The organism is Clostridium sp. YIM B02555 (genome assembly GCF_022320955.1).
Classification (GTDB): Bacteria; Bacillota; Clostridia; order Clostridiales; family Clostridiaceae; genus Clostridium; species Clostridium saccharoperbutylacetonicum.
Genome location: NZ_JAKJJY010000002.1, coordinates 240,976 through 261,234 on the forward strand (window position 1 = coordinate 240,976; position 20,259 = coordinate 261,234).

Annotated in this window: 12 protein-coding genes; all 12 read left to right on the forward strand. The window is 32.6% G+C overall.

The annotated features are described in order from the left end of the window. The first annotated feature begins 66 nt into the window (after positions 1–66). The 12 genes from L3B98_RS04555 (at position 67) to L3B98_RS04610 (ending at position 20,067) form a co-directional block, all read left to right on the forward strand. A complete protein-coding gene (locus L3B98_RS04555) occupies positions 67–1,887 on the forward strand; it encodes an ABC transporter ATP-binding protein (protein ID WP_015394926.1) in 1,821 nt (606 codons plus the stop codon). A gap of 5 nt (positions 1,888–1,892) precedes the next feature. Beyond that, entirely contained in the window at positions 1,893–3,656 is a 1,764-nt protein-coding gene (locus L3B98_RS04560; protein WP_238915777.1) for an ABC transporter ATP-binding protein, read from the forward strand. Between the two features lie 19 nt (positions 3,657–3,675). Then, entirely contained in the window at positions 3,676–6,519 is a 2,844-nt protein-coding gene (locus L3B98_RS04565) for a glycosyl hydrolase 115 family protein (protein ID WP_238915778.1), read from the forward strand. Between the two features lie 48 nt (positions 6,520–6,567). Then, a complete protein-coding gene (locus L3B98_RS04570) occupies positions 6,568–8,382 on the forward strand; it encodes a family 43 glycosylhydrolase (RefSeq protein ID WP_238915779.1) in 1,815 nt (604 codons plus the stop codon). A 33-nt stretch (positions 8,383–8,415) separates the two neighbouring features. Next, positions 8,416–9,921 carry a glycosyl hydrolase gene (locus L3B98_RS04575; RefSeq protein WP_238915780.1) on the forward strand — a complete coding sequence of 502 codons (1,506 nt, stop codon included), beginning with the start codon at positions 8,416–8,418 and terminating at the stop codon, positions 9,919–9,921. Between the two features lie 119 nt (positions 9,922–10,040). Beyond that, positions 10,041–11,573: a carboxylesterase family protein gene (locus L3B98_RS04580; protein WP_238915781.1), complete on the forward strand. Its 1,533-nt coding sequence runs from the start codon at positions 10,041–10,043 to the stop codon at positions 11,571–11,573. A 613-nt stretch (positions 11,574–12,186) separates the two neighbouring features. Beyond that, complete coding sequence (locus L3B98_RS04585) at positions 12,187–13,857, forward strand: sugar ABC transporter substrate-binding protein (protein ID WP_077366053.1); 1,671 nt, start codon at positions 12,187–12,189, stop codon at positions 13,855–13,857. Positions 13,858–13,938: 81 nt separating this feature from the next. Next, positions 13,939–14,898 carry an ABC transporter permease subunit gene (locus L3B98_RS04590; RefSeq protein WP_015394919.1) on the forward strand — a complete coding sequence of 320 codons (960 nt, stop codon included), beginning with the start codon at positions 13,939–13,941 and terminating at the stop codon, positions 14,896–14,898. A 16-nt stretch (positions 14,899–14,914) separates the two neighbouring features. Next, positions 14,915–15,811, forward strand: a complete 897-nt coding sequence (locus L3B98_RS04595) for a carbohydrate ABC transporter permease (RefSeq protein WP_015394918.1) — start codon at positions 14,915–14,917, stop codon at positions 15,809–15,811. After that, positions 15,811–16,947, forward strand: coding sequence for a glycosyl hydrolase family 8 (locus L3B98_RS04600; protein ID WP_238915782.1), 1,137 nt, complete (start codon positions 15,811–15,813; stop codon positions 16,945–16,947). Before L3B98_RS04595 ends, L3B98_RS04600 begins: the two co-directional genes overlap by 1 nt. 12 nt (positions 16,948–16,959) lie before the next feature. Continuing rightward, the gene (locus L3B98_RS04605) at positions 16,960–18,507 is read left to right on the forward strand and encodes a glycoside hydrolase family 43 protein (protein WP_077366051.1); all 1,548 of its coding nucleotides are present in this window, start codon (positions 16,960–16,962) and stop codon (positions 18,505–18,507) included. A 21-nt stretch (positions 18,508–18,528) separates the two neighbouring features. Next, positions 18,529–20,067, forward strand: coding sequence for a glycoside hydrolase 43 family protein (locus L3B98_RS04610; protein WP_238915783.1), 1,539 nt, complete (start codon positions 18,529–18,531; stop codon positions 20,065–20,067). The last annotated feature ends 192 nt before the right edge of the window (positions 20,068–20,259 follow it).

The following is a 20,259-nucleotide window of genomic DNA, read 5'->3' on the forward strand; positions in this document are numbered from 1 at the left end:
ATTTTATTGCTATGCATACCTATATTATAAAAAATGCTTTTATAGTATGGCAAAGGAGGTTTTTCAATGGAAGTACTGAAATTTGGGTTTAAATATTGGAAGAGGAACTTACCATTGGCAATTACAGCTCAGATTATAAGTTTTGCTGCCATAATTGCAGATTTGATGATTCCACTGCTTTCAGAAATGTTTATAGATTATGTTATTTGTGATAATAAACCTACAAATGATGGTATATTTTCATTTATGCTCAATGAAAAATATGGTCAGATTCATTCAATGAAGCTTTTTTTTAGCTTAGTAGTTATTTTTATGATTTTTCTACTTACAAGGATAATTTTTATTTATGTTAAAAATGTTATTAATCAGCATCTTGGTCTTAATTTAGAGACAGACTTAAGAGCAGTAACCTTTCGTAAACTTATGGAGTTAGATAGTGAGACTGTTGCTGAGTATAATACGGGAGAACTTCTAACAACCCTGAATTCAGATACAATTATGTATAAGGAACTTTTTTGTAGAATGATTCCTAATATATTTGATAGTTTATTTGTACTTATAATATGTGGATTTTTATTATGTCGTATTAATATTAGTCTGCTTGCTATCCCATTAATTATTATGCCATTTTTTGTTGTGGCCTTGATGAAATTTAGAAAAGCAGCAAGGATCAATTATAAAAATATAAGAAAAGGCAACAGTGAGGTGAGTTTAAATGTTCAAGAGAATATTGAAGCAGTACGTTTGGTTCGCTCGTTCACAAATGAAGATATTGAAAAGAAAAAATTCGATAAAGCTAATGAAAAATTAAAAGATTCATATATCAATCAAGTTAAGCTATCGTCTAAGTTTGAAGTTGTATTTAGCTCAATTAAGCAGATAGCATATATTGGAACCATTGCTGTTAGTACAATTCTTGTTATCAAAGGATATATGCTTATAGGATTTCTTTTTGCTTGTTCTAACTATGTGCTTAAGATGATGGACAATATTTCACAAATTAATAACATGTTGTTTCAAATGCAGCAACAGTTTGTATCCGGACAAAAAATGATGAATTTTATGAATTGTAAGTCTAAGATAATTGAAACAGTAGAAAATGTGAAAATAACAGGTGTTCCTAATATCCGCATTAATAATGCATATCTTGTTATGGAAGGTAATGAGGTGCTTAAAGACATAAGTATTGAGGTTCCTTATGGCAAAAAGATTGGTATAGTAGGAGGCACAGGAAGTGGAAAGAGTGTACTTTTGGAATCTTTGGTACGTATCCATGATTTAACTAGTGGGAAAATTGAAATAAATGGAAAAGATATTAGGGAGTATTCATTAACAGCACTAAGAAGCAGTTTTTCATATGTATTTCAGGATGTGTTTCTTTTCTCTAACACAATAGACTCTAATATAGCATATGCAAAGCCTGATATTGAAAAGGAAGAAGTTATTAAGGCAGCAAAACATGCTCAAGCACATAATTTTGTTAAAAAACTTCCAGTAGGATATGACACTATTGTTGGAGAGAAGGGTATTGGTATTTCAGGAGGACAGAAACAAAGAGTTTCTATAGCTAGAGCACTGCTTAAAGATGCACCTATACTTATATTGGATGATTCAACTAGTGCTTTAGATGTTGATACTGAGAAGAAACTTCTAACAGATATTAAAAAGCATTATCCTGATAAAACTATTTTTATTTCAGCTCACAGAATGTCATCAGTAATAGATTGCGATGAAATAATATATATGCAGGATGGAAAGATTTTAGAAAAAGGAACCTTTGCGGAATTGATGAAACTTAAAGGACACTTTGCTAATGTATATGAAATTCAAGAAGCACAGAGAAAATCTGTTATTGACTTTGATGCTTTAGCTGAAGGTGAGGTGTAAGGAAAATGGCACAGAGAAATACTTATTTTCAGGACGAGATTATTCAAAAGGAAATAGATATTAAACAACTTGGAAGAACTATAAAATATGTACTTCCATATAAAAAAGTTTTTATGCTTATATGTTTTTTGATGTTGATTGCAGCTATAGCTTCTATGACTGCACCATTATTACTTAGATATATAATTAACCATACAGTTATAGCTAAAGATTATGGTGAATTACTACTTATAATTATTGGATTTATTACCTTAGCAGGTACTGAGATTGGCATTAACTTTGCCCATCAAAGACTTATGGGGAAGATGGGACATAATATAATTGCACAAATAAGAAAGGATATATTCTATAAGCTGCAGGAACTGCCTTTTGATTACTTTGATTCAAGACCAGATGGTAAAATTGTTGTGCGTGTTACAGATTATATTAACGATTTAGCCAACTTTTTCACAAATAATTTGCTGCTATTTCTTGTTTATATAGTAAAGATAGTAGCTGTAACAGTATTTATGCTGGCGATAAGTGTGCAGCTTACAGCTATAGTTTTGGGAGCAGTTATTCCAATGATGGTTTGTGTTTTTGGGTTAAGATATGTAATAAGAAAATTATTTGCATATCTCAGAGCTAGGAATTCAAATAGAACAGCATTTCTTGTGGAATCAATTATGGGTGAAAAAATAGTTAAAAATAATAATAGAAGTGCTATTAATGAAAAAGTGTATATGGAGATTCAAGAAACTTGTGCTAAAACTTGGATGAAAATATTTATGAGAAATGAATTAAATACACCTACAGTTGAAGTATTTTGGAATATCGGAACTCTTTGTCTTTTTGGAATATCCTTATATATGATGCTTCACGGTAATAATAGTATAGATGCAGGTACAGTTATTGCTTTCATAAGCTATATGAGTCTTTTTAGTGGCCCTATCACGCAGGTTGCTGTTATTATCCAGCAGCTAGCTCAGGTAAGTTCAAATTTAGAGCAAATATTTGATACTATTGACTATCCTGTTGATATTGAAAGTAAGGATAGTGGAGTAGAGCTTAAGGATGTTAAGGGACAGATTGATTTTGAAAACATCACCTTCGCATATGAAGATGATATAAATGTTTTAGAAAATTTTACTTTGAATGTAAAGCCAGGAGAAACTATTGCCTTAGTGGGACCAACAGGTGCAGGTAAAACTACAGTAATAAATACTATTACAAGATTTTATGATGTAAAGAATGGTAAGGTTAAGATAGATGGTATTGATGTAAAAGATGCGACTCTTGCTTCTCTTCGTAGAGAGGTTGGTGTATTAATGCAAGATCCCTTTATATTCAAAGGAACTGTTATTGACAATATAAGATATGGAAGACCAGAGGCTACAGATGATGAATGTATTGAAGCTGCTAAAACTATTTTTGCAGATAAATGTATAAATAAAATGAAGGATGGCTTTTATCAAGAGTTAGAAGAACGTGGAGCAGGACTATCAGCAGGTGAAAAACAGCTTATAAGTTTTGCTCGTATAATTCTTAAGAATCCGTCAGTTATTATACTAGATGAAGCAACAAGTTCAATAGATACAGAAACAGAAAATTTAATTAAAAAGGCAATGGATGTAATCCTTAAAGATAAAACTGCATTTATAGTTGCTCATAGATTATCCACCATAAGGGATGCAGATAGGATTTTATATATTGCTAATAAGGGAATTGCAGAGGAAGGGACTCATGAGGAACTTATGAAACTTAGACGATTGTATTATAGTTTGAATTAAGCGGAGGAAAATATGTATTATGAAAAATGTAATGATTGCTAAATTAGGAAAAGCAGCAGCAATATATATAGATCCAAAAGGAAAAGATTATAAGGGCTTAAAGCTTGTAGCAAATTCTTTTGTAGAAGACATCAATATGGTTACTGGAGTAACTCCAAAAGTGGTAAATGTTATAGAAGAATTAAAAGAAACCATAGTAATTGCAGGTTCTATAGGAAATAATGACTTAATAGATTCATTAATTTTAAAAGGCATATTAGATGTATCCTCTATAAAGGACAAGCGTGAATGTTATAAGATACAGGTTGTTGAAAAGCCGATTGAAGGTATAGAGAAGGCTGTTGTTATAGTTGGAAGTGAAAAGAGAGGAACAATTTATGGTATTTACCGTGTATCCGAATTAATTGGAGTAAGTCCTTGGGTTTACTTTGGTGATGTTGTACCAGTAAAAAAATCTGAACTTGTTTTTTCAGAAGAAGATTTAAATATTACTTCCAAGGAACCATCTGTAAAATATAGAGGATTCTTTTTAAACGATGAATGGCCATCCTTAGGCTCTTGGGTAACTAATACATTTGGAGACTTTAATGAAGAATTTTATGATAAAGTATTCCAATTGATTCTTAGATTAAAAGGGAATTTTATGTGGCCCGCTATGTGGAGTGCTGTATTTAGTGAAAATGGGAAAAGTTATCCCTTAGCTAATGCTGAGCTTGCTGATACATATGGTATTGTAATGGGAACCTCACATCATGAGCCTATGTTTCGTGCGGGTGAGGAATGGAAACAAATTCACCATAAGTATGGTGAAAATGAAGTATGGGATTTTGCAAGTAATGCTGATGCTATTACAAAGTTTTGGGAAGATGGTCTTAAACGAAACAAAAAACTTGAAAGCTTAATCACAATAGGTATGAGAGGAGAGCAGGATTCTGCTTTAAAAGGTTCTGAAGAAGAGAATATTGGACTATTAAAGAATATTATTAGAACGCAAAAACGTTTATTAATAGAGCAAGGTTTAAATAATGTACCTAAGGTTCTTACTATATATAAGGAAGTTGAGAAATATTGGTATGGAACAGATAAAGCAGAAGGTTTAAGAACTTGGAATGAATTGGATGATGTAACAATTATGCTGGCAGATGATAATTTTGCAAATGTACGTACACTTCCAACAGAAAAAGAACGAAATCGTAAAGCAGGCTGGGGAATGTATTACCATTTTGATTATCATGGAGGTCCACGTTCTTATGAATGGGTAAATACAACTCCTCTTGAAAAAGTATGGGAACAAATGTCTATGGCTTATGATTATGGTGTAAGAGATATATGGATCGTTAATATCGGAGATTTAAAGCCGATGGAATTCCCTGTATCATACTTCTTAGATTTAGCATATGACTTTGAAACTTGGGGAATCAATGGAAGGAATAAGACCAAAGAATACACAAAGAAGTGGGCTCTACAACAATTTGGAAATGCTGTTAAAGAGGATTTAATAGATGGAATTGAAAGTGTATTAACACACTATACGAAAATGAGTGGAAGCAGAAAACCAGAGGTTACGTATGCTTCGACATACAGCTGTATAAATTATAATGAAGCTAAAAGAGTTCTTGAAAAGGTAATCGATATAGAGGGGAAAGCCCAAAAATATTACGAGCAGATTCCAGAAGTTTATAAGGATGCATACTATCAGTTAGTTTACTATCCTTCCGTGGCATCAGCAAATGTTATTAAAATGCAGATATATGCAGGATTAAATAATTTGTATTATAGACGAAAGAGTATTCTTGCTAATAATTATGCTTTATTGGTTGAAGAATGTAAGGAAAAAGATATTGATATGCAGAAGTATTACAATGAAAGTATGTCAGCTGGTAAGTGGAAGGGAATGATGAGCTCTCCTCATATTGGATATAAAGAATGGAGCCCTGATGGTTGGACATATCCAGAAATTTATAGCGTTATTCCAGAAAAAAGAAGTATTATGATTGTAGATATTCAAGGAACTGAAGAGGCATATAATGAAGGTATAGCAGAACTACCAGTATTCACAAACCTGGGGAAAGAAAGCTATTTTATCACGATCAGTAATGGTGGAAGTACAGAATTTGATTATAAAGTGGAAACGAGTTCAGATTTTATAAAGGTAAATAGTATGCATGGAAGTATTTCTACTGGAAAGGATATTATTGTTTCAATAGATTGGGACAAAGTATCAAAATCATTAGATGGCTTTATAACTATTTCTGGCTCAGGGAAAATAGTAAAGGTAAAGATTATAGTTGAAGTTATAGATATTACAGATCTACCTAATAGGACCTTTATTGAAACACATGATGTAGTTTCTATTGAAGCAGAGCATACAGCAAATAATATTGCAAAATCAAATGTGGAATGGAAAGTACTTGAAAACTATGGACGTACTTTGTCATCAATGAAGATGTTTCCTACAACTGTGTCCTTTGAAAAACCGGAGCAGGCACCATATTTGGAATACTTATTAAGAGTAAATAATGATGAAGAGTATACATTAACAACCTATGTTGCACCTACAAATAATCTTTATGAAAATAGTAGATTAAAATATGCTGTAGCTTTTGATGATGAAAGTCCAATTATAGCAGATACTTTACCAAAAGATTTTATTACTGGTAGCTATGATAATGATATTTGGTGTGATGGAGTACTGGAAAATATTCATATAACTACGACTAAACACAGGTTGAGTAAGGGAATGCATAGATTAAAGTTTTATGGGTTAGATGCAGGAGTAGTATTACAAAAGCTTGTTTTATCAAAAGGAAAACTTAAAGATTCATTTTTGGGACCAGAAGAAAGTCTTTATTATAAAGAATAATAGTGGTAAAGGTAGAATTATTATAAATTATCAAGGAGGAAGAAATATATGATAACTAAAATTAAAAAGGATTTAAACTATGTACTTTGTTATACAAGAAAACCACAGGAAAATTTAATTTATTCAGAGAAATTGGCATATAGTATGCATATTGCCTACAGTGAAGATGGAGTGGAATTTCAGGAATTAAATCACAATTCAGGAGTTTTGTTTGCTAAGGCTACAGAAAATGATAATGGATCTCTTAATGCAAAGAGCTTGAAAAATCCTTATTTATTTTATTTGGCAGATGGTACTTTTGGTGTTATTGCTATACGTACAGAGGCAGAAGGTGAAAATGATGAGCAGAGCAAAGGTCGAGTGCTTTTATTTACTTCAGAAGATCTTTTACAGTATGAAGAAATTGGTTTGATTGATTTAAAAGGAGATACTTATGTAAGTGATATTAAATGTCATTATGATGAGGATAAAAAAGTTTATGTAATTTGTTGGAGTGACGAGAATGGGAACTATTATAAGAATTTTACTGCTGATATATTGAATATAAACAGTGCTTCCATGCCTGAAAATACAGAAGCGTTTATTATAGAAACTGTTAATACAGAAATAGAGGGAATAGTGCCAAGGAATGTTATAGGTGTTTCATCAGAGGTAGCACATCGCCTTATTTGCAAGCTTATAGTACCTACTAATGTGGAAATAAAAGTACCTGAAAGTGTAAATGTTGCATCAGAAAATGAACTGAAAGCTGTAAAAGTTACTGCTATTTATAGTGATGGCACAACAGCTATGAAGAATGTAGATTGGAATTTATCTGAGATAGATTGGAATAAGCCAGGAAACTATAGAATTACAGGTAAAGTACATCAAGATCATTATGAATTTCCTATTGCTACTGATCGTGCAGACCCATGTATAGGTAAATGGAAGGGAAAATATTATTTTATTGCAACAAATGATGCTGATGGAAATCACAGCTTATATATGAGAGAAGCAGATAATATACCAGATTTATTAAAGGCTGAAGAAAAATTAATAATTGATTCTAATATGTATGAGGATATTAAAGGTCTTTTATGGGCACCAGAATTTCACATAGTTGAAGGAGATTTATATATCTTCCATGGGGCGACTTCAGGAGAGTTTTTTTATGAAGAATCACATGTTATGAAGTTAAAAAAAGATGGAAATCCAATGAATGCAGCAGACTGGTCTAGACCACACCGTGTATTAAAGAAAGATGGGACTTATTTATGTGAAGCAGGGAAGACTATTTCTCTAGACATGACAAATTTTGAAATAAAGGGAGAGTATTATGTAGTTTGGTCACAACGTGAATTTTTACCAGAGGATCTTGGAGCATGGCTTTATATTGCTAAGGTTGATCCAAAAGAACCGTGGAAACTTATAAGTGATCCAGTAGTTCTATCTAAACCAGATTATGGCTGGGCAAATAACAATGTTTTTGTTGATGAAGGACCATTTGCCTTGATAAGAGATGAAAAGTTATTTTTAACCTTTGCTAGTGCAATGATAGATGCTACTTATGTTGTAGGATTACTCTGTGCAGACAAAAATGCAGATTTATTAGAACCTTCTAGCTGGGAAAAGGGAAATTATCCTTTACTTACTTCCAGAAGTGCACCTGGAGAATATGGACCTGGTCATAATTCTTATGTTATAGATGATGAGGGAAACGTATGGAATGCTTATCATGCAAGACCAGGGGTTGATGGACCTAGATCTTCTGGACTTCGTCGTGTTCATTTTGATATTGATGATTATCCAGTATTGGATTTAATAGAGGAAAAGGATTTGAATCCAGAGTTAAGAAATGTAACTATGGATATCATTGTAAAGTAATATAGCAATTAATTTATTAAGGAGGCCTTACGTATGTTAAAGGAAGTTAAGGTGCCTGTTTCAGGCAATTTATTTAAGAATAATGCGTCATATTGTGTTGGCACTGGAAGAATGGGACTAGCACTTCAAAAGGAATACATTGATCATTTAAAAATAGCTCAACAGTCAATACATTTCAAGTATATCCGTGGTCATGGATTGTTTTGTGATGATGTAGGAATATATCGTGAATGTGAAATGGATGGGCAAATATATCCTTTTTATAATTTTACGTATTTAGATAGAATTATGGATACTTATCTGGAAAATGGAATTAAGCCATTTCTAGAACTTGGATTTATGCCGGAAAAACTTAAAACTGGTGATAATACAGTATTTTATTGGAAGGGAAATGTAACGCCTCCTGTATCCTTTGAAAAATGGGCCGAGTTAATTACAGCTACCTTAACTCATTTAATAGATAGATATGGTAGAGAAGAAGTAGTAACATGGCCTATAGAAGTATGGAATGAACCCAATATTGTATTTTGGGCTGGAACCATGGAGGAATATTTCAAGCTTTATGATTATTCAGCAGAAGCTGTTAAGAAAATAGATCCAAGAATCAAGATAGGAGGCCCTGCAATTTGTGGTGTTGAAACAGAAAAATGGCTACGAGCATTCTTTGAGCACTGTATTGAAAATGACTCACCGTTAGATTTTATTACTCGCCATTGCTATACTGCTGATCAGCAAACTGACCGAGGACATTATATATATCATACTTTGAATGATCCAACTTACATGATTGAAGAGCTTAAAGAAACTAGAAGGATTATGAAGGATTATTCGCGTATAGCTAATATGCCGCTTCATATAACAGAATTTAATAGTTCTTATGTTCCAATTTGTCCAGTGCATGATATGGATTTTCATGCAGCATATATTGCTCGTATTCTTAGTGAGGCTGGAGAATATGCTGATTCTTATTCTTACTGGACCTTTAGTGATGTATTTGAGGAATTGGACGTTCCTAAATCAGTATTCCATGGAGGCTTTGGGTTAATTGCTCTAAATTCTATAAAAAAACCGACATTTTATGCTTTTGAGTTTTTCTCTAAAGCTGGTAAGGAACTGCTTTACAGGGATGAACATTTAGTTATTACTAAAAATGATGATAGGTATGTAATTATTGGCTGGAACTACAAAGATGTGAAAGGCGATAAAGAATATTCTGATGAAGTTTATGAATTATTGCTACCTGCTATAGGAGAACAAGCCATTGCAGTAAAAAAAGAAGTTGGTGGACAGTACGCAAATCCAATGAAAACATGGAGTAATCTTGGAAAGCCGCGAAGCTTAAATAAAGAACAATTAGATATATTAAAAAATTCTGCAGAACCGCTTCAAACAGATGATAGATTAATTGAACAAGAAGGAATTTATAAAATGGAATTAAAAATTCCTTGCAATCACTTATGTATGGTAGAAATTTTACCAGTTACGGATAACACAGATACGTACCTTGGATACAATAAAGAAGAATTTTATGGAATGTAATAATGATTTTTTATGGCATGGAAATTAGTCTTCTTTCATCATTATTTATTCATTAATTGGCAACTACAATTATGTGACGAAGGCACTAAAATTTAGCTTATGGAAAGGATTAAATTAATATGTTAAGAAGAGTAAAAGTCGAAAATGGTATTGTTCAGGGATTGCCAGCAGCAGATCCACGTATAACAAGTTTTAAAGGTATTCCATTTGCTGCTCCACCAGTAGGTGAAAACCGCTGGCGTGCTCCAAAGCCTGCAAAGGACTGGGAAGGTGTTTTAAAAGCATTTGAATTTGCCCCAATATCAATGCAAGCACAGACAGTTATAGATGATAATAACATTTATACAAGGGAATGGGCTGTAGATCCAGACATTCCTATGGATGAAGATTGTTTATACTTAAATGTATGGACGCCAGCATGTAATCCTAATGAAAAATTACCTGTATTTGTATGGTACTTTGGAGGAGCGCTTCAGTTTGGGAATACAGCAGAAATGGAATTTGATGGTGAGCGTATTGCACGAAGAGGTGTAGTTGTTGTAACAGTAAATTATCGTTTGAATGTTTTAGGATTTTTATGCCATCCTGAAATAACAGCAGAAGCTCCAGAAGCACCAGCTAATTTTGGAAACCTAGATCAAAGGGCAGGTACACTATGGGTTAAACGTAATATTGAAGCTTTTGGTGGTGATCCTAATAATATTACAATTGGGGGGCAGTCTGCTGGAGGTGGAAGTGTAATGACTCAAATAACTTCACCTCAAAATGAAGGCTTTTGTCAAAAGGCTATTATAGAAAGTGGTATTATCACTACACTTTATAAAGGAAATCCTATGCCTTTAGATAAGTACAATCTAGCAGAAGCTGAGCAGGAAGGAATAAAATTCTTTGAATTTTTAGGAGTGTCTTCACTTAGTGAAGCACGTAAGCTTGATGCAAAATATATTAGAGATAAATCTGTTGAATATAAGAAATATTGGGGAACTGTTCATGATAATGTGTTTTGTGTAGGGGATGCACTTGAGCTTTTTATTAAAAATAAGAGATTGATGGTTCCTGTGCTTTTTGGCCACACTTCGTCTGAATTTTTTAATGTTCCAAAAGTTGAGAATATAGATGAATTTAAAGAAATGGCTATTGAAATGTTTGGAGATGCTGCTGAGGAGTATCTTAAGCTTTGCAAAGCTGATAAATCAGCTAATATCGAAGAAGTAATAGAAAAGGCATCAGTGAGTAGCATTGAATATGGCATTCGTATTATGGGACAGGCTAATGGGGATACAAATGCTAATAGTCCTTTATATTATTATAATTTTGATGCAGAAATACCAGGATGGGATAATCCCGGAACCTTCCATTCTGTAGATCTTTGGTTCTTTTTTGAGACCCTTGCTAAATGTTGGAGGCCATTTACTGGCAAGCATTATGATCTTGCTCGTCAAATGTGCAACTATTGGACAAATTTTATCTGTTCTGGAAATCCAAATGGTAAAGATGCAACTGGAGAGGATATGCCACATTGGGAAAGCTACACTACTGAAATGCCATATGGAATGGTATTTGGTGAAAAGGCTGAATTTATAAAGGAACAGCCTAGTGATCTGATGAAATTTCTAGTAAAAGGGTATTTCAAAAAAGAAAAGAATCTATAGTATATAGATATCCAATTTAATAATCAAACTTATAAATGGAATATACATGCATCATTGAGAAATTATAATCGTAACACTACACTAGAAATCAGATACATTTTTCTGGAAGCAGGCATGTGAAATTGAGCTGATGAAGGTTCATAATGGGGGCTTGTTTCATTTACAGCTTGTCCAAAAGTGAATGTCCAAAAGTAAGTGTCCAAATTTTATATTTGGAAACACGAACTTTCTCCTTGGGGATTTTACATCTGGAACACGCTGAAATGACGACAAGTTGCCATTTAGAACCTTCCAGCGAAAATTTCACTAGTCCTGTGGAAGATAAATGTATTTGATTTCGGTAATTGGCATAAGTCTAATTCTCGCTTTGGATATCTTTATAAAAAATAGATTTTTTGCAAATGGGTTTGTCCGTAGATAATTGATAAATGATAATTGCTATATTTATACAAATATATAATTTTTAATGTTTTTTATATAATTTGTTAGGTTGTTGGATGTATGTACAAGTGATAAACTTTATTTCGTAGACAAAAACGTTTACAGCATAAAGCTCATAATTATTAAAATATAAATATATAAATATGTAAATATTAAGATAGGGGGAAAGGTAATGAAAAAAACAAAATTGATTACTAGTATGCTCCTAACAGGAGTCGTGTCATTAAGTCTTCTTGCAGGTTGTGGTAATCAAACAAAGGAGACAAGCAGTGCTAGTAATGGAAAGATTAAAGAGTTTACAGCATTCTTTGCTGTTGCAGGAAAGGAAATTCCTGATAACGATAGAGTAAAGAATGTAATTGCTGAAAAAATTGGAGCTAAAGTTAATGAACAATGGCTTACAGGGCAAACAGCAAAAGAAAGAATAGGGGTAATGATTGCTGGTGGTGAATATCCAGATTTTATTGAAGGAGGAGAAGGAACACAGGCATTGGTGGATGCAGGTGCACTTATTCCATTGGAAGATAAAATAGATAAATATCCTAACATTAAAAATTATTTAACACCTAATGAATGGGAACAGTTAAGAAAGCCAGACGGGCATATTTATTATATACAACAATTTGGAAAGACAAGAGGAAAAGATTCACAAGTACAACACAATGATGAAGCTTTTTGGATTCAAAAAGCAGTTTTAGAATGGGCTAATTATCCACAAATAAAAACTGTTGATCAATATTTTGATTTAATCGAAAAATATAAAGCAGCTAATCCAACTATAAATGGACAACCAACTATAGGATTTGATATTTTATGTGATGATTGGAGATATTTCTGTTTAGAAAATCCACCTCAATTTGTAGCTGGATATCCAAACGATGGAAAGGCAATTATAGATAAAGCTACACTTACTGCGAAAAACTATAACACAATTCCAGAAGCACAAAAGTATTTCAAGAAACTAAATGAAGAATATAATAAGGGAATTATAGATCCTGAAACATTTACATTATCTTATGATCAATATAAATCAAAGCTTTCAACAGGAAGAGTACTTGGAATGGTTGATCAACATTGGGAATTTAATGATTCAGAAAAAGCATTATTGCAACAACACATGGATGAAAGAACTTGGGTACCATTAGGTTTAACCCTTGATCCTAATGTAAAATCACAATATAGAACTCAACCAGCCTTTAATACTGGTAGTGGACTTGGAATTACAACTAGTTGCAAAGATGTAGATGGAGCATTAAAAGTTATAAATGATTTATTATCTAATGATCTATTAACATTAAGATGGTGGGGAGAAAAAGATAAGGATTATAAAGTTGATGATAAAGGTGTATTTTATATGACAGATGAGCAGAGAGAACATTATAAAAATCAAGATTGGATGCAAGCTAATCAATGCAGATACTCTTATTTTCCTCAATATGGTACAGGTTATTTAGATGATGGTATCAATTGCATATGGCCAGAGCAACAACAAGGTGAATTTGAAGCTACTTTATCAGAGACTGATAAGAAGGTTTTAAAGGGATATGGGTATAAGAAATGGACTGACTTCCTAAATGTTCCAGCAGAAAAGAACGAACCTTGGTTCCCAATTTACTCAGCAACTGGTGCTTGGTCTGCTGATGATCCACAAAATATGGCAATGTTAAAGATGGATGAAATTAAAAAGAAATGGCTTCCAAAGGTTGTTATGTCTAGCACAAATGACTTTGATTCAACATGGAACCAATATCAAACTACATTAACGACTCAAGCAGATATAAAGGCATATGAAGATGCTCTTACTAAAGAAGTAAAGAGAAGAGTAGAAAAGTTCAAGAACTAAATATTAGATAACAAATAGGGTATCTTTTTAGATACCCTATTATTAAAAAAATATAAGAAAAATATGTAAGGGAGAATTGTGATGGAACTAGGAGTAAAAGATCAAAAATTACCTGTAAAAACAAAAGCAAAAAAGAATCTATTCGAGCAAATGAAGAAGCAGAAAACTCTAATTATTATGTCTATTCCATTTATAATCTGGGTTGCAATTTTTTGTTATGCACCTCTTATTGGGTGGGTAATGGCATTTCAAAAGTTTAAGCCAGCAAAAGGCTTATTTGATCAGGTTTGGTGTGGTTTAGATCAATTTAAAATTTTATTTTCTGATTCTAATTTTTTTAACGTATTAAGAAATACTTTGTGTATGGCTATAATTAATTTAACCTTAAGCTTTGTTTGCTCTATTGGTTTTGCATTATTACTAAATGAAGTAAGAAGAGTTTTGGCTAAGAAATTTATACAAACAGTATCTTATCTTCCACATTTTCTTTCGTGGATAATTGTAACAGGTCTTGTACAAATGATTCTTTCACCAGATCCAGGGATTATTAATCAAATATTACTGGGATTACATATAATAAGTAGCCCTATAAATTTCTTTGCAGATCCTAAATACTTTTGGGGGATAGTGGGAGTAGCAAATGTTTGGAAAGAAGTTGGTTGGGGAAGTATAATTTATCTTTCAGCAATTACTTCTATTAATCCAGATTTGTATGAAGCTGCTGAAATAGATGGAGCTGGAAGATTTAAAAAAATGTTGCATGTTACATTACCAGGTATTAAGCCAACAATAATTATATTACTTATTATGAATCTTGGAAATATTGTAAATGCTGGTTTTGAAATTCAATATATACTTGGAAATGGTCTTATTCAAGATGTATCTCAAACAATAGATATTTTTGTTTTGAGATATGGTATTAGTTTAAGTAATTATTCCTTAGCTACAGCAGCAGGTATATTTAAAAGTGTAATAAGTATAATATTGATATTTATAGCAAATCGTTTTGCAAGATCAGTTGGAGAAGAAAGGTTATTCTAAAAGGAGGCGTATTTAAATGGTAGGAAGTAGAAAAAGAAGCAGACATGATAAGATATGGGATACTATTATAGGAGTATTTATGGCAATATTTGTAGTTGTAACTCTGTATCCAATATTAAATACATTAGCTATTTCATTTAATGATGGTGTTGATTCAGTAAGAGGTGGTATTTATATATGGCCAAGAGTATTTTCTCTTCAAAACTATAAAACAGTATTTCACAATCCTAACTTAACTCAAGCAGCATTTATATCAGTTTCAAGAACTGTAATTGCTACAGTTGTACAAGTGTTTTTAACAGCAATGCTTGCATATGTTTTAAGTAGAAAAGAATTTATATTCAAAAAGCAGCTTTCAATAATATATGTATTAACAATGTATGTTAATGGTGGAATGATTCCAACCTATGTATTAATGAAAGATTTACATCTAACAAACAACTTTTTGGTATATATCTTACCAGGCTTAGTTGCTGCCTTTAATATGATTGTTTTAAGAACTTATATGAATGGATTGCCAGATGGCTTAGTTGAGTCAGCAAAAATTGATGGTGCAGGAGATTTTAGGATTTTTATTCAAATTATATTACCATTATGTAAACCTGCCCTTGCAACAGTTGCATTATTTATAGCAGTTGGACAATGGAATTCTTGGTTTGATTCCATGCTTTATTGTTCACAGAGTCCATCTCTAACAACCCTTCAATATGAACTTATGAAAGTTTTATCTGCTGCAACACAACAGGGTGGTGCTGGTACTGCTGACATAGTTAAAAATTCTGGAAGTATTGTAACCTCTCAATCTATTCGTTCAGCTATTACAATTGTAACAGCGTTACCAATTGTGTTCATTTATCCTTTCTTACAAAAATACTTTATTTCAGGACTTACTATTGGAGGAGTTAAAGAATAATGAATGCTTATAAAACAAATTCATATAGCAATGTATTTGAGGAATATGGATACGCTGCCTGTGATATTGAAAAAAGATTAGAAAATATCTACAATACCATATTTTATGGAAATGATGATGAAAGACTATATCATCCCTTTGGGGATGATATGGCATATTTCGTGGATACGGGTAATAATGATGCAAGGACAGAAGGTATGTCATATGCCATGATGATGTGTGTTCAAAGAAATATGAAAGAGGAATTTGATAGGTTATGGAAGTGGACAAAAACCTATATGTTCATGGAAGAAGGCTGGAACAAAGGTTATTTTGCTTGGTCCGTAAAGTTAAATGGAGAAAAAAATTCAATGGGGCCAGCGCCTGATGGAGAAGAATACTTTGCTATGGCATTATTTTTTGCTTCAAACAGATGGGGAGATGGGGAAGGCATCTTCAACTATTCGAAAGAGGGGAGACAGCTGCTTCATGAATGTGTTCATAAAGGAGAAAAGGAACCAGGGGATCCTATGTGGGAGCCTAAAAATAAACTCATAAAGTTTGTGCCGAATTTGGATTTCACTGATCCTTCTTATCATCTTCCACATTTTTATGAATTATTCTCACTTTGGTGTAATGAAGAGGATCAAGAATTTTGGAAGGAAGCTGCTAAATGCAGTAGAGAATATCTAAAAAAAGCTTGTCATCCTGTTACAGGATTAGCACCAGAGTTTTCAAGGTATGATGGAATTCCTTGCGATTCACCATGTGAGAGAGGCTATCATGAGAGATTTTATAGTGATTCTTATAGAGTAGCAGCTAATTTGGGATTATCTTATGAATGGTTTCAAGCTTCGGAATGGGAATGTGAGTGTACAGATAAAATTCAAACTTTTTTTTGTGAGAAAGTTAAAGGGAAAGCAGATTTAATATATGAAGTGGATGGAACAATTATAGAACAAAAAGCTCTACATCCAGTAGCTATTATTGCAACCAATGCAATGGCATCTCTAGCAAGCAAGGGAAAATACAGAAAAGAATGTGTTGATATATTTTGGAATACGCCTTTAAGAACTGGTGAAAGAAGGTATTATGATAATTGTTTATATTTATTTGCTTTCTTAGCGTTGAGTGGGAATTACAAAATTTGGAAGTAGAGGTAAGTGAAAATGAGTAAAATAAAAAATCCAATTATATCTGGATTCTATCCAGACCCATCAATATGTGCAGTGGGAGAAGATTTTTATTTAGTAACATCTACCTTTGCATATTTTCCTGGAGTCCCAATATTTCATAGTAGGGATTTGATTAATTGGGAACAAATTGGAAATATATTAAATAGAAAATCGCAACTAAATTTAGAAGGAGTAGGTCATTCTCGAGGAATATTTGCTCCAACATTACGTTATCACAATGGAACATATTATTTAATTACTACAAATGTATCGCATGGAGATAATTTTATTGTAACTGCAGAAAAACCAGAAGGACCATGGTCTGATCCATATTGGCTAGAAGGAGCAGAAGGTATTGATCCAAGCTTATTCTTTGATGATGATGGAAAGGCTTATTATGTAGGGACAAGACCAAATCCAGATGGCGTACGTTATAATGGGGATTGGGAAGACTGGGTTCAAGAATTAGACTTAAATACTATGTGTCTTATAGGTGAAAGTCATAAAATATGGAAAGGTGCGATGAGGGATGTAATTTGGCCTGAAGGACCTCATCTTTATAAAAAAGACGGTTATTATTATTTGATGATTGCAGAAGGAGGGACAGGCCCTGAGCACTGTGTTACTATTGCAAGAAGTAAATCTATATTTGGAAAGTATGAAGGCTGTCCACGTAATCCTATTATTACTCATAGACATTTAGGAAAAAATTATCCAATAAAGCATGTTGGACATGGAGACTTAGTAAAAACACAAGGTGATAAATGGTTTATGGTAATGCTAGCAAGTAGAACCTGTGAGGGCTATTGTAATACTGGAAGAGAACCCTTTTTAGCTAAAGTAATATGGGAAGAGGGTTGGCCAGTAGTAAATCCCGGTGTTGGAATATTAGAACTTGAGCAGGAACATGAACTTTTAGAATATAAAGTAGAACCAAAAGAAGCCTGTTATCATTTCTATGGAAAGGCGTTAGATACTTCTTTTGTATTTTTGAGAAATCCAAGTGAAAGTTTATATTCCTTAACAGACAAGGAAGGCTGCTTAAGACTGTACTTAAAAGAACAATCATTAAAAGACTTAGACAATCCAGCCTATATAGGAATTAGACAAAAAGATTATTATTACATGGTGTCTACTATGATGGAATTTAATCCGGTCAATGAGAAAGAGAGTGCTGGAATTGCAGTAGTTCAAAGTAATGAATATCATATGAGATATGAATGTATTAAGGATAAAGGAAAAAATATACTTCAAATTGTTGAATGTATTAAGGGAGAAGACGTTTTAATTTCAAAAGAAGAAATTTGTCCTGGCAAATTGTATTTAAAAATAGTTAGCAATGGTCAGAATTTAACTTTTTATTATGGAAATGATGGAATTAATTTTAAGGTATTACAAGAAAATGTTAACAGTAAAAATTTGAGTACAGAAGTAGCTGGAGGCTTTGTAGGCTGTACAATAGGAATGTATGCAAGCAGCAATGGTAACCCTACTAATAATTATGCAGATTTCTATTGGTTTGAATATAAAAATACAAGATAAAATATTTAGGGAGACTTTAATATGATTAATAATCCTATTCTTTGGGCTGATTATCCAGATCCAGATGTTATAAGAGTTAATGATACTTATTATATGATTACTACGACAATGCATTTTATGCCAGGTGGCGTTATATTGCGTTCCTATGATCTAATAAATTGGGAAATAGCCTCCTATGTTTATGAAGCTTTAGAGGATACACCAGCTCAAAAGCTAGAAGGTGAAAAACAAATTTATGGAAAGGGTATGTGGGCAGCTTCCCTCCGTCATCATAAGGGAAAATTCTATGTATGCTTTGTGGCTAATGACACACAAAAAACTTATTTATTTATAGCTGATAATATTGATGGCCCTTGGATAAAGAGTGAAATTGATGGCTTTTATCATGATTGTTCACTACTATTCGATGATGATGATAGAATTTATATTGTTTATGGAAATACTGAAATTCATCTTACAGAATTGGAAGAGGATCTTTCGAGGCCAAAAGCAGGTGGTATAAATAGAATTATAGTTAGTGAGACACAAGAATATATACTTGGCTATGAAGGTGCTCATTTCTATAAAATTAATGGTAGGTATTACGTATTTTTTATTCATATATTAAAGTCTGGTCATCAGCGTAGAACCCAAGCTTGCTTTGTAGCAGATTCATTAGAAGGTGAATTTGTTGGGGGAGAGGTTTTTGATGATGATATGGGATACTACAATTCGGGAATTGCTCAAGGAGGAATCGTAGAGTCTCCAGAAGGAAAATGGTATGGAATCTTATTTCAAGATCATGGTGCTGTTGGCCGTATACCTGTTATTGTTCCAATGCATTTTGAAAATGATTTTCCAGTATTCGATAAAAAAGCACCACAATATATTGAAATTCCAAGTACAAGACCAGAATATAAGTACAAGCAACTTGTTGGAAATGATGATTTTGTTTATGAAGCAGATGTAAACGGAAATGTTAGTTTGAAAAATATATGGCAATGGAATCACATTCCTTCAAGTGATTTGTGGTCAGTAACAGAAAAAACAGGAACATATCGAATCCATTCAGGGAAAATAAGTCAAAATATAAATTATGCAGTAAATACACTTACACAGCGTGCTATGGGACCAGCCTGTGAAGCAATTGTAACTTTAAATGGAGAAGAACTTAAAGATGGTGATTATGCAGGGCTTTGCTTTTTGATTAGTTCATATGGCTTAATTGCTTTAACGAAAGAAGGAGATAAATATTATTTGGTAATGTTAGCAAGAGCAACTGATGACAAATCTATATTTGGAAATTTGGTAGATAATGAGCCTGGAACTGAATATGCAAGAATTCCCATAAGTAAAGCGATGGTTACAATTAAAGCATTTGGTTATTTTATAGATAATCAAGATAAGTGCGAATTTTATTATGAAGATGCAGGAACATGGAAGAAACTAGGTATTACACATAATATGGTATGGAAGATGGATCAGTTTGTAGGATGCCGCTTTGGATTGTTTTTATTTTCTACAAAAGAAATAGGAGGGGCTGCTGAATTTTCAGAGTTCAAATATAATATTTTAAAATAAACTATAGGTGTCAAATTTCAAGTATCAATGATCAATTAATTCACTAAGAGGGCATGGTTAATTAGAAGTTAATTAGGAATAGTCTAGACGTGTAAGTTAGAAAAAATTTATATCGAAAATTTATGGATATTTTAGTATAAGGAGTTAAATTATTGCTTAACTTAAGATAGTATTATATTATAGAATTATGGA